Origin of the sequence: Mycobacterium barrassiae (genome assembly GCF_025822765.1) — a bacterium.
Lineage (GTDB): Bacteria > Actinomycetota > Actinomycetes > Mycobacteriales > Mycobacteriaceae > Mycobacterium > Mycobacterium barrassiae.
The window spans coordinates 153,232-165,426 of the sequence record NZ_JACKUK010000027.1; the positions used below are offsets into that span (position 1 = coordinate 153,232).

A 12,195-nucleotide genomic window follows, 5' to 3' on the forward strand; every position below is an offset into this window, starting at 1 on the left:
TCACAGACCCAAGGACGGTTGAGTGCACATAGGGGGAGGAGCCGCCCTCAAGGCAGCGCGGCGCCTGGCCGGGCGGGTCGCGCATACGGCGACCGGTGCTGTTTCGCGCGTGCGCGCTGTAGACCTCAGGGGCGCCCTGCGGCCTTCTCGGGTCCGGGGTGCCCTCACCCCCGCTCGCGCCCGGGTCGCCTCGGGGTTCGCCGTCATCGCACCGATCATTTTGGTCGGCGCGGTTGGCGCATCGGTGCAACCGAACTCTCCGGTCCGTAACTCCGCGGTCACCCCTCTCGCGGCTGTCGAGTCGTCGTCAAGCCCCAGCCCCGGACCCACTGTGGTGGCGGTCGCCAAGTCGCCGAGCGCTTTCCACATCGCCGCCTCCTCGTCCTCCTCGCCGCAGCCCGCTGCGGTGGTGAACGCTCCTGGCACACTTCGGATTCCGGCGATGGCGCTGGCGGCATACCGCAACGCCGAGCGGATGATGGCGGTGGCGGAGCCGGGCTGCGGTGTCAGCTGGAACCTGCTGGCAGGCATCGGCCGGATCGAATCGATGCATGCCAACGGCGGCGCCACCGACTCCCGCGGCACGGCGGTACGGCCCATCTACGGCCCGGCACTGGACGGGTCGCTGCCGGGCAACGAGGTCATCGTGCAGAGCCGCACGGCCGACCGCGTCACCTACGCGCGCGCGATGGGTCCGATGCAGTTCCTGCCCGGCACCTGGGCGCGCTACGCCTCCGACGGTGACGGCGACGGCAAGGCCGAGGTGCAGAACCTGTTCGACTCCAGCCTGGCCACCGCGCGCTATCTCTGCAGCGGCGGAATGAACCTCCGCGACCAGTCCCACGTGATGACCGCGATCCTGCGCTACAACAACTCCGTGGCCTACGCCCGCAACGTGCTGGGCTGGGCGGCCGCGTACGCCACCGGCGTGGTGCCCGTCGACCTGCCGCCGATCACCGGATCCGTCCCCGTCCTGGAGGACTCCGGCGACATGCACCTCGACGACTACCAGGGCCTGGGCCCGGGGCTGCCGATGAACGCGCTCGGGCTGCCCTCCAACGATCCGCTCGCGCTGATGCCGATGCTGACCCGCAGCGATGTCGCCAGCCAGCTGCCCGGGTTCGTTCCCGGCCAGCGGCTGGGCCCGTTGCCGGGACCCGCGCCCGGCCCGGTGGCGGTTCCGCCGACGCAGGAGCCTCAGCCGCAGCAGTGGCTGCCGCCATGGCTGCAACCGCCTCCGAAGAAGACGCCGGAGTGCGCGGTGTTCTGCATCAAGGACAACCCCGCGCCGCTGCAGTCCGCGCTGGGCGCGCCGCCGATGGCGCAGCCGATGGTTCCCCCGGGGATGGCACCGCCCCCGGGCCCGATGGCACCGCTGGGTACGCCACCCGGTCCGGCGCCGCTGGGTACGCCACCCGGTCCCGCACCGGCAGCACCGGCTCCCGGTCCACTACCCGCGCCGTTCGCACCGCAGGCTCCGCCGCCCGGCCCGGCCCTGCAAGCACCTGCGCCCGGCCCTGCTCAGGCACCACTGGGTACGCCACCCGGACCTCAGCCGGCGCCCGCACAGGCACCGCTGCCCGGTCCGCCGCCCCCACCGGCTGGTTAGGACAGGTGTCGAGTCGGCTTAGACTCGACGGTGATGTCTTCCACTTCTCCTGACCTGGAATCCGCGGTCCGCGCCGGGTTGACGAAGGTGATCGACCCCGAGCTGCGGCGGCCGATCACCGAGCTCGGCATGGTCAAGAACGTCACCATCGAGCCCGACGGCGGTGTTCACGTCGAGGTGTACCTGACCACTGCGGCATGCCCGAAGAAGACCGAGATCTCCGAGCGCGTCAGCCAGGCCGTCGCCGATGTCCCCGGGACCGGCGCCGTCAAGGTGACCCTCGACGTGATGAGCGACGAGCAACGCACCGAGCTGCGCAAGCAGCTGCGCGGCGATTCCCGCGAACCCGTTATCCCCTTCGCCCAGCCCGGCTCGCTGACCCGGGTGTACGCCGTGGCGTCCGGGAAGGGCGGGGTCGGCAAGTCGAGCGTGACGGTCAATCTGGCGGCGGCGATGGCCGCGCGCGGACTTTCGGTCGGTGTGCTCGACGCCGACATCTACGGGCACTCGGTCCCCCGGATGATGGGCACCACCGACCGGCCCACCCAGGTCGAGTCGATGATCGTGCCACCCGTCGCCCACGACGTCCGCGTCATCTCGATCTCGATGTTCACCCAGGGCAACACGCCCGTCGTCTGGCGCGGACCGATGCTGCACCGCGCGCTGCAGCAGTTCCTCGCCGATGTCTACTGGGGCGATCTGGACATCCTGCTGCTGGATCTGCCGCCGGGTACCGGAGACATCGCCATCTCGGTGGCGCAGCTGATTCCGGGCGCCGAGATCCTGGTGGTGACGACGCCTCAGCTGGCGGCCGCCGAGGTGGCCGAGCGGGCCGGCGCCATCGCGCTGCAGACCCGTCAGCGCATCGCAGGTGTGGTCGAGAACATGTCCGGACTCCTACTCCCCGACGGCACCACGATGCAGATCTTCGGCGAGGGCGGCGGCAAGCAGGTGGCCGAGAGCCTGTCCCGTTCGGTGGGCGCCGACGTGCCACTGCTCGGCCAGGTGCCGCTGGATCCCGCCTTGGTGGCAGCGGGCGACAGCGGGGTCCCGTTGGTGCTGTCCGCACCGGATTCGGTGGCCGGCAAGGAATTACGCAAGATTGCCGATGCGCTGTCCAGCCGCAAGCGCGGCCTGGCCGGCATGTCGTTGGGCCTCGACCCCGCGGGCCGCTAGGTCGCGTCGCTGTCGAACGGCGTCGCGGCGGGCTGGGGCGGCGTCTCGGATTGGGCCGACGGAGGCGCAGGCGTAGGCGCGCCCTCGTTGACGGGCTTCTCGGTGTTGGTTGCCGGGCTGTCGAACTTGCCCGTGAGAATGGAGTCGTCACCGTCGAGCAGATGCTTGGTGAGCGCGGCCCTCGGCGTCATCCCCCGCAACTGGTTCAACTGACTCAACGGCTCCCGAAGGTCCTCGAACTCCGGACCGAGGTCCTCGCGCAGCTGGCTGGTGGCGCCGCTGATGTACTCACGGGCCTGCCGCAGCGCACCCGACGTCCATCGGATCGCGCCAGGCAGCCGTTCCGGCCCGAGGATCACCAGACCGGCGATCACCAGGACCAGCATCTCGCCCCAGCCGACGTTCGCGAACATGATCTAGGTGCTGTTGTCGGGGCCGGGATTGACGATCAAGGTGACCGGACGGCCGTCGCGCATCACCACGATCGGCGCATCCTGCCCGATCTTGAGTTGGCGCACGGCGACCACGAATTCGTCTGCGTCCGCGACGGTTCGGTCGCCGACCTTGACGACGACGTCGTTCTCCAGGATGCCCGCCTTCTCCGCCGGGCTGCCTGCCTTGACGTTGGCCACCTGAGCACCCGACGCGAGGTCGTTGCTCACCGATCGGGCGGTCAGGCCGAGAGTCGGGTGCGCGATCTTGCCGTCGCGGATCAGCGATTCGATGACCATCTTGACCTCGTTCACCGGGATCGCGAACCCGAGGCCGCTGGCGCTGTCGGACAACGACTTACCGGCGGTGTTGATGCCGATCACGTCGCCGTTCATGTCGATGAGCGGTCCGCCGGAGTTGCCGTGGTTGATCGAAGCGTCGGTCTGCACGCCGTCGATGACGGTGTCGGTGTCCGACCCGTCACCCGACAGCGGAATCGGTCGGTGCAGCGCGCTGATGATGCCCTGAGTGACGGTGCTACGCAGGCCGAGTGGCGCACCTGCGGCGATCACCTCTTGACCGACGTACAGCTTGTCGGAGTCGCCGAGCCTGGCGACTGTCAGGTTGTCGACGTTGTCGACCTTCAGCACGGCGAGGTCGGTCTTGGGGTCGCGGCCCACGAGGTTGGCGGGCACTTCTTTACCGTCGTTGAAGACGACGGTCATCTTGTACTTGCTCGCGTTGACCGCAGCCTCGGAGATCACGTGATTGTTGGTGACGATGTAGCCGCGGCCGTCCACGACGACGCCGGATCCCTGCGAACCCTCCTCGTCACTCTTCGTCTCGATCGTCACGACCGAATCAGCCACTGCCGCAGCAACTTTCGCGAAGCGGCCCTCGGGTGCGTCGCCCGGATCGTTGGTCTCGAGAGTGACTTTGGAGGTGGTGAAGGCTTCGACCACCTCGGCCGTCGTGCGGCCCACCCAGCCGCCGGCAAAACCGATGACGATCGCCATGATGCCCAGCACGGCCAGTGCGACGTAGGAGACCTTGCCGCCGAAGAGCACGTCGCGCACGCCGAGCTTGCCGGTGTTGACGTTCGATGCTTCGCGCGGGGACGCCGCCATGGCCGGAGTGCCCAGCGCCACCGGGGCACCTGGATTACGCCACGGGTCGTCGGCGTCGTCGGCGCCCTGGCCTTCGCGTTCGGCCTCGAGTGCACCCGCATCCGCCGGGTGCCGCTGCAGCGATTCGGCGGCGGGATGGGGCCGGCCGAACGCCTCGGCCAGGACCGGGTCGGGCGGCGCGTCCTTGGGCGTGAACTCACCTTGATCGCGGTACTTGTCCGCGTCCAGGAAGGATCCGCTCACGCCTGCGGGTCGCCCAAACGCCCGCTGTGACGCCGGATCGACCGGAGGCCGCGACACGGGCCGCGGCTCAAGGCGTTCGCGACCGGTCTCGTCCAGATTGCTCACCGTTCATCACTCTCTATCCGAGCGTCAGCGATGGCCGACGCACGCCGTCGTACGACTTTGCATCACCCTACCGGCGTTTACGGCGCGTATTCGCCGCGCCATCAGCTAACGGCGAGCCCTGAATCGAGGCATTCTCATCGGCGGTGGGCTGGGCGCTGTGCAGCGGAATCTGCGACAACTGGCCCAGTAGCGAACTCGGGATGGCTATCGGCAGCGACTCCCGCAGCGCGCTGCGCGCCTGACGCTGAGCCTCGACTTCGGCCGAGCACTGGGGACACAGCGACAGGTGGTTGGCAGCGCGCAGATGCGGCGTCAGCCGCAGCTCATTGTCGACGAACGCGGCGATGGCCTCCGTCGACAGGTGCTCGGTGGAGCTGAACTGGCGCGGCCCCACGGGGGCGTCGCTTTGTGAAGCGAACTGTGCAGGCAGCCAGGAAAACGCCCGGCGGAACACATGCCCCGCGTCGACCATCGCCCAGCTCCTCTCGGCATCCTCGCGTCGCATCACTAGCTTCTTACTCGAATGTAGCGCGACACGCTGCACCAAACACCTGCCAACACTCAGGCTGACTTGGCCGTGTCCCGGTCGCGCAACGCGTCCTGATTGTCGCCGTGGCGGGCCAGGTACTCGCGCAGCGCCTGCCGTCCACGGTGGATACGGCTGCGCACGGTGCCGAGCTTGACGCCCAACGTGGCGCCGATCTCCTCGTAGGACAACCCCTCGACGTCGCAGAGGACGACCGCTGCGCGGAACTCCGGCGGCAGCGAATCCAGCGCGGCCTGCAGGTCAGGACCCAGCCGCGAGTCGTGGTAGATCTGCTCAGGGTTCGGATCGTCGGCGGGAACCCGGTCGTAGTCCTCGGGCAGCGCCTCCATCCGGATGCGGCCACGCCGGCGGACCATGTCGAGGAACAGGTTCGTGGTGATGCGGTGCAGCCAGCCCTCGAACGTGCCGGGCTGGTAGTTCTGGACCGAGCGGAAGACGCGGATGAAGGTCTCCTGCGTGAGGTCCTCGGCATCGTGCTGGTTGCCCGAAAGCCGGTAGGCGAGCCGGTAGACGCGGTCGGCGTGCTGGCGCACCAACTCGTCCCATGACGGCATCGTGGAGTGGTCGCCGGTCGCGTCGAAGACCGCGGTGCCGGTCAACTCGTCGGAAGGCTCAACCCATTCCCCGTCGGTGTACTGCTCGAGATGAGCCATCGTCGACGGCGCAGCGGGGGCGAACTTGGTGGTGGTCGTCAGATCCTCCTGGTCACAGGTGTCATCAAGTGTCGACGGCTCGACATTGGCGAGAACATGAAACTCCGTTTGCTTATTCCCTGTGTCCCAGCGTCCACCGTCGTCCATGCGACTTACCGTCTCCGACCGTGGTGTGCTTGGCATATGAGCCACCTGAACATTTCCTGAGAAAGATTTTCTACCCATTTTTGACCTGCGGAAACCATCCGATTTGTCGCGAAATCCGCAGTTCGGCAACGGGCGTGTCGCGGGCTCGGCCTCCGGGGATGGTTCTACGCTGCGGGTCATGGCAGGCATCGACGACGTCATCGGCGGCGGACCGCAGAGCCGCGCCGAGTCGATCGTCAAGCACGCGGAGCAGTCGATCTCCGAGGACGCCATCGTGGCGGCCGCCCGGGAACGGGCCGTCGACATCGGTGCGGGCGCGGTGACTCCCGCCGTCGGGGCGCTGCTGTGTGTCTTCGCCAAGCTCACGGGGGCCAAGGCGGTCGTGGAGGTGGGCACCGGCGCCGGGGTGAGTGGCCTGTGGCTGCTTTCGGGCATGCGCGACGACGGGGTGCTCACGACCATCGACGTCGAGCCGGAACATCAACGGATCGCCAAGCAGGCATTCACCGAGGCCGGTGTGGGCCCGGGCCGGAGCAGGTTGATCAGCGGGCGAGCGCAGGAAGTGCTGACCCGTCTCGCCGACGAGTCCTACGACCTGGTGTTCATCGATGCCGATCCGATCGATCAGCCGCAGTTCGTCGTCGAGGGTGTGCGTCTGCTGCGGTCCGGCGGCGCCATCGTGCTGCACCGCGCCGCGCTGGGCGGCCGGGCCGGCGACGCGAACGCCAAGGACGCCGAGGTGTCCGCCGTACGCGAAGCCGCGCGACTGATCGCTGAGGACGAACGGCTGACGCCGGTGCTGATCCCGCTCGGCGACGGCCTGCTCGCCGCTGCCCGCGACTGAATTTTTGCGATTTTTGTGATTTCGGCGTGCTAGGTCACGCTCAGCGTGACCTAGCACGCCGAAATCGCCATAGACCCCTTGACGACCGGCTGAACGCGCGTTTAGCGTACTAAACATGCGTTCAGCGCCCGACGATCGAACGGCCATCGCCCGGATCCGCGATGCCGCGATCGACCAGTGGGGCCGGCAGGGGTTCAACGTCGGGCTTCGGACCATCGCCGAAGCCGCAGGGGTGTCCGCCGCGCTGGTGATCCACCATTTCGGATCCAAGGACGGCCTTCGCAAGGCGTGCGACGACCACATCGCCGAGATGGTGCGCGAGTCGAAGACCGAGTCCATGCGAAGCGCCGATCCGGCGAACTGGCTCGCCCAGGTGGCCGAGATCGAGGAGTACGCGCCGATGATGGCCTATCTCGTGCGCAGCATGCAGTCGGGCAGCGACCTCGCAAAGTCGTTCTGGCAGCGCATGATCGACAACGCCGAGCAGTACATCGAGGAGGGCGTGGCGGCAGGCATCATCAAGCCGAGCCGAGATCCCAAAGCCCGAGCCAGGTACCTCAGCATGATCAACGGCGGTGGCTTCCTGCTCTACCTGCAAATGCACGAGAACCCCAGCGATGTGCGCGCCGTGCTGCGCGACTACGGCGAAGACATGATGTTGCCCGCGCTGGAGATGTTCACCAACGGCCTCATGACCGACTCGACGATGTACGACGCGTTCCTGGCTCAGCGCGAGAAGGGCATCCCGTTCACATCCGGAGAAGGAGGTTCCAATGACGGCACCGTTCCTGCAGAGGGCTAATGTCGGAGAACGATCGGACCTGGCGGTCGAGATTCGCGGATTGTCAAAGTCTTTCGGGCGGACCAAGGCACTCGACGGCCTCGACCTCACCGTGGCGCCGGGCGACATCACCGGGTTCCTGGGTCCCAATGGTGCGGGTAAGTCCACCACGATCCGGGTACTGCTCGGTCTGCTGCGCGCAGACAGTGGAACTGTTCGGTTGCTGGGCGGCGACCCGTGGCGCGACGCGGTCGAGTTGCACCGCCGAATCGCCTACGTTCCAGGCGATGTCACGTTGTGGCCCAGCCTGACCGGGCTACAGGCCATCGACTTTCTCGCCCGGCTGCGCGGCAACGGCGTCGACACCCGCAGGCGCGATCAACTGATCGAACGCTTCGAACTCGACCCCCACAAGAAGGCCCGCACCTACTCCAAGGGCAATCGACAGAAAGTGGCGATCGTCGCCGCGTTCTCCACCAACGCCGAGCTGTACATCCTCGACGAGCCGACCTCCGGGCTGGACCCGTTGATGGAGAAGGCATTCCAGCAATGCGTTCAGGAAGTCACCGACCATGGCGCCGCGGTGCTGCTGTCGAGCCACATCCTCGCCGAGGTCGAAAAGCTCTGCGACACCGTCACGATCATCCGCGCCGGAAAGACCGTGCGCTCCGGCTCCCTCGACGAATTGCGGCACTTGATGCGCACGACGGTCTCCGTCCGCACGCGAACTGACGGCGCAGCGCTGCAACGGAGCCCGTACGTGCACGACTTCGCGATCGCCGACGGCCATTACACGTTCTCCGTCGACCGCAACGACCTCGACCGTGTCACCGCCCAACTCACCGAGCTGGGCATCCTCGACCTCACCGTGACACCCGCGTCGCTCGAGGACATGTTCCTGCGCGAGTACCAGGGAGCGGGGCGATGACCACCACTCTCGCACCGCGCACCGAACGCCATAGCGTCTCGACGGCACCGTGGACGGGAACGCAGCGTCTGTTGCTGCTGGCGCTGCGCCGCGACCGTATCCGGCTATCCATATGGTTCGGGGCGCTAGTCCTGATGATGGTCTACGCCCCGAACGCGATGAAACTTGCCTATCCGGATGAGGCGTCGCGCCAGGCCAGGGTCAACCTGATGAAGACGCCCGCGGCAATCATCATGGGCGGGCCGATGTTCGGCCGCAACGAAACCGATCTCGGCGTGATGATGGCCAACGAGCTGATGCTCACGATGATCGTCGCGACGTCGATCCTGGCCATTCTCACCGTGATTCGGCACACGCGCGCCGAGGAGGAAAGCGGCGCAGCCGAACTGGTGCTGTCCTCGGTGGTGGGCCGCCACGCGCGGACGAATGCCTCGCTGATCCTCATCGGCGGGCTCAACGCGGTGCTGGCGGCGGCGATGACGCTGGCGATGGCGTCCGCCGGCTTCGGGCTCGTCGATTCCGCGGCTATGTGCCTGGGCATCACCGGTGCGGCCATGGTCTTCGGCGCGGTGGCCGCCGTGACGGCGCAGCTGTGGCGTCAGTCGCGCACTGCCACTGGAGCCGCGATGGCGGTGCTGGCGCTGGCCGCCTTCGTTCGCGGGATCGGCGACGTCATCGACAACTCCGGCAGTGCGTTGAGTTGGTTCTCCCCGATCGCGTGGGCGCAGCAGATGCGCCCCTTCGTCGACCTGCGGTGGTGGCCCTTCGCCCTGTTGGTCGTCGTGGCGGTCGGACTGATGGCCGTGGCGGCCGCGTTGGAGAACAGGCGCCAATACGACGACGGCAATCTCCCGTCCACCGGTGAGCGTCCCGACGCGCACGCAATCACCTCGGTGCTCGGCCTGCACCTGACCTTGCAGCGGGGCCAGACGATCGGCTGGACGATCGGGTTGTTCCTGGGCGGGCTGGCATTCGGGTCGATGACGAAGTCGCTGCTGGATGCCGCCAAAGACAACGAGCTGATTCAGCGGGTGCTCGTCGCTCAGGGCACCGACAGCGTCTACACGACGATGACGCAGTTCCTTGCCGCGGCGGCCACCGCGTACGTCGTCTCCGCCGTGCTGCGGTTGCTCGCCGACGAGGACAAGGGGCTCGGCGAAGCCGTACTGGCCGGCGCCGTCTCTAGGTGGCGCTGGTTGTTCACCGCGGTCGCTTCGGCACTGGCGGGTGCGGTCGTACTGATGTTCTTCGCAGGCTTGGGCAATGGCCTTGGCGCAGGTATCACACTTGGCGAGCCGGCAACCATCGTGCGGCTGACCCTGGCTGGCCTGGCATACATCCCGGCGATGGCGGTGATGGCAGGCGTCGCCGCGGTGGCGGTCGCGCTACGTCGGGCATGGATCGGCTGGGCTGCAGTCGCATTCGTCGTCGTGGCGCTGTATCTCGGTGCGCTGCTCCGCTTGCCGAGATGGCTGCTGGACCTCTCCCCCGTCGGCCAGACATCCGCACCGTCCGACTACCCCGTCCTCGCGATGACCGTCATGGTCGTCATCGCAGCTGCCCTGACTCTGCTCGCGGGAGCGGTGTACCGCCACCGCGACGCCGTGTGACGTAGGGGGATGCGTGAAAGTCGTAATGCAACTGCTGGCCTCCTCGATCAGCGGCATCCTTTTCATGGGTGCGCTGCTGTTCTTGCCGGCAGGCACTTTCGATTATTGGCCGGCGTGGGTCTTCATCGCCGTGTTCATCGTCGGAACCATGGTTCCGACCATCTATCTGGCGGTGAAGTATCCCGACGCCTTGCAGCGACGGTTCAAATCGGGGCCGTGGGCCGAAACCCGTATGGCACAACGGCTCATCAACGTCGCCCTCATCTTGACGGTCATCGCCGCCGGAGTGATCAGCGCACTCGACCACCGGTTCGGTTGGTCGAATCCGCCGGCCGGCGCAGTCGTGCTCGGCAACGTCCTGGTGCTGACGGGGCTCCTCATCGCCGAGGTGGTGATCATTCAGAACAACTATGCGGCGGCAACGATCGTCGTCGAGGAGGACCAGCCCGTGGTGTCGACCGGCCTCTATGGCGTTGTGCGCCACCCGATGTACGTCGGGGCGCTGCTCGTGATGGTCGGTATGCCGCTGGCCCTTGCCTCGTACTGGGGCCTGCTCACCGCGATCCCCAGCGTGCTTGTCTTCGTCGCCCGCATCACCGACGAGGAAAAGGCGCTGCGACAGGAACTCGACGGCTACGACGAGTACACCGAGAAGGTGCACTATCGGCTGGTACCCGGCGTGTGGTGAATCAGGCGGCAGTGAACCCTGCGAGGTGATGAGCGATCAGCGCTTCGACTGCGCTCGGCTTGAACACCACGACGTCGTTGGGCGACGGCGGGGCGTGTGACTTGTGGCGCGCACCGGTGGGCGTGACGTACACCGCGGTGTGGCGCTCGCCGTCAGCGTCGAACGTATGGACGCGCCATCCGGGCGCTTCCTTGGCGTAGTTGCACGCCTCGCAGGAACCGACTCCGTTGGCGCCGCTGGTGGCACCACCGCGTGCATGTGGTGTGGCGTGGTCGGTGTGTCGAATCGGCGCATCGCAGTACGGCGTCCGACAGGTGTCATCTCTGAACGCGATGAACTGCGCGAGACCCTTTGGGAACACCCGTGATCGAGATTCCATGGCGACCAGAGCACCCGAATCCGGATGACGATACAGCCGGCGCAGCGTGGCTTTGGAGTTCTCGTCGGCGATGGCGTCGCCAGCCAGGCGGCAGGCGATCGCCGCGGGCACCGGCCCATACCCGGCGATGTGGGCCGGCGTGGTGGCGCCGCCGAGCAGCGTCTCATCGGTCAGCACGAGATTGACTGCAACGGGAACCGGGACGTCGGCTGGCCGGCCGGTGACGCGCTCGACGAATGTGTCCGCCATGACCTGGCCGCGACTGCGATCGTCGAAGGTGGTGTCCGCGGCGCGTTTCAAGGCGGCATAGACGGACACGCCCTGGGCCATCGGAAGTAACGCCGTCACGTAACTCATGGTGTCGGGGGCGGGACGGACGGTGACCCTGCGTTCGGATTCGGCACGGACCGCTTTGTCGACGACGGCGTGCGGGTCGAGGTCGTAGGCGATTGCCTTGGCGTCAGCCGCTATCCGCTTGTCGCCCCGGCCCTCCAGCGCGGTTTGGTCGGCGCACAACCGGACGTCCAATGTCCGGCGGTCGTCGATGGACAGACAGGCCGACTCGCGGACGATGAGGGTGGCACGCCATTCGGAGAGCACCCCCGACTCCAAAGCCGCCAAGGTGTAGGGCATCTCGTGGACGAGTGCACGCGCGAAGCCGAGGTGGCGCCCACCACGGTTCGGTGAATCGTGGCGCGCCAACGCGATTTCATTGGCCAGTCCGCGGCCGCGCTTGCCTGCGGGAACACCCTCGGCGGCCTCGCGAGCGCGGCGGGCGGTGTCGAGATCGGCGGTGACCCTGGCCTGCTCAGCAGCTGCCGCAGACTTGATTCGTTCCAACTCCGCGATCCGTTCGACCAGAGATGCCTCGTGAGCGATCCCGCCTGCTGTATCGAACATATTTTCGACTGTACTTCAGCGCTATG

Annotated in this window: 12 protein-coding genes; 7 read left to right on the top strand and 5 right to left on the bottom strand. The window is 67.3% G+C overall.

Annotation, left to right across the window (positions count from 1 at the left end; genetic code table 11):
* Window positions 1-22 precede the first annotated feature (22 nt).
* On the top strand, window positions 23-1,609 hold the full coding sequence (locus H7J93_RS17760) for a lytic transglycosylase domain-containing protein (protein ID WP_267307603.1): 1,587 nt from the start codon (window positions 23-25) through the stop codon (window positions 1,607-1,609).
* Between the two features lie 33 nt (window positions 1,610-1,642).
* A complete protein-coding gene (locus H7J93_RS17765) occupies window positions 1,643-2,785 on the top strand; it encodes an Mrp/NBP35 family ATP-binding protein (protein ID WP_267307604.1) in 1,143 nt (380 codons plus the stop codon).
* On the opposite strand, the gene tatB is transcribed toward H7J93_RS17765, so the two are convergent.
* The 4 genes from tatB to sigE form a co-directional block, all read right to left on the bottom strand.
* Window positions 2,782-3,198 (bottom strand): Sec-independent protein translocase protein TatB, encoded by a 417-nt coding sequence (gene tatB, locus H7J93_RS17770; RefSeq protein ID WP_267307605.1) that lies wholly within the window; start codon window positions 3,196-3,198, stop codon window positions 2,782-2,784. The two genes, H7J93_RS17765 and tatB, sit on opposite strands and share 4 nt — an antisense overlap.
* 3 nt (window positions 3,199-3,201) lie before the next feature.
* Entirely contained in the window at window positions 3,202-4,692 is a 1,491-nt protein-coding gene (gene htrA / locus H7J93_RS17775) for a serine protease HtrA (protein WP_267307606.1), read from the bottom strand.
* A 67-nt stretch (window positions 4,693-4,759) separates the two neighbouring features.
* The gene (gene rseA / locus H7J93_RS17780; protein WP_267307607.1) at window positions 4,760-5,164 is read right to left on the bottom strand and encodes an anti-sigma E factor RseA; all 405 of its coding nucleotides are present in this window, start codon (window positions 5,162-5,164) and stop codon (window positions 4,760-4,762) included.
* Between the two features lie 89 nt (window positions 5,165-5,253).
* The gene (gene sigE, locus H7J93_RS17785; RefSeq protein ID WP_267307608.1) at window positions 5,254-6,039 is read right to left on the bottom strand and encodes an RNA polymerase sigma factor SigE; all 786 of its coding nucleotides are present in this window, start codon (window positions 6,037-6,039) and stop codon (window positions 5,254-5,256) included.
* 178 nt (window positions 6,040-6,217) lie between these two features.
* Between sigE and H7J93_RS17790 the strand changes: the two genes are divergently transcribed.
* The 5 genes from H7J93_RS17790 (at window position 6,218) to H7J93_RS17810 (ending at window position 10,890) form a co-directional block, all read left to right on the top strand.
* Window positions 6,218-6,883: an O-methyltransferase gene (locus H7J93_RS17790; protein WP_083152267.1), complete on the top strand. Its 666-nt coding sequence runs from the start codon at window positions 6,218-6,220 to the stop codon at window positions 6,881-6,883.
* Between the two features lie 115 nt (window positions 6,884-6,998).
* Window positions 6,999-7,685, top strand: coding sequence for a TetR/AcrR family transcriptional regulator (locus H7J93_RS17795; protein WP_267307609.1), 687 nt, complete (start codon window positions 6,999-7,001; stop codon window positions 7,683-7,685).
* Window positions 7,657-8,592 carry an ABC transporter ATP-binding protein gene (locus tag H7J93_RS17800; protein ID WP_267307610.1) on the top strand — a complete coding sequence of 312 codons (936 nt, stop codon included), beginning with the start codon at window positions 7,657-7,659 and terminating at the stop codon, window positions 8,590-8,592. Before H7J93_RS17795 ends, H7J93_RS17800 begins: the two co-directional genes overlap by 29 nt.
* Window positions 8,589-10,202, top strand: coding sequence for an ABC transporter permease (locus H7J93_RS17805; RefSeq protein WP_267307611.1), 1,614 nt, complete (start codon window positions 8,589-8,591; stop codon window positions 10,200-10,202). The genes H7J93_RS17800 and H7J93_RS17805 overlap by 4 nt, the downstream gene beginning before the upstream one ends.
* Window positions 10,203-10,215: 13 nt before the next feature.
* Window positions 10,216-10,890, top strand: a complete 675-nt coding sequence (locus H7J93_RS17810; RefSeq protein ID WP_267307612.1) for a methyltransferase family protein — start codon at window positions 10,216-10,218, stop codon at window positions 10,888-10,890.
* Between the two features lies 1 nt (window position 10,891).
* On the opposite strand, the gene H7J93_RS17815 is transcribed toward H7J93_RS17810, so the two are convergent.
* Window positions 10,892-12,169: an HNH endonuclease gene (locus H7J93_RS17815; RefSeq protein ID WP_267307613.1), complete on the bottom strand. Its 1,278-nt coding sequence runs from the start codon at window positions 12,167-12,169 to the stop codon at window positions 10,892-10,894.
* Between the last annotated feature and the right edge of the window lie 26 nt (window positions 12,170-12,195).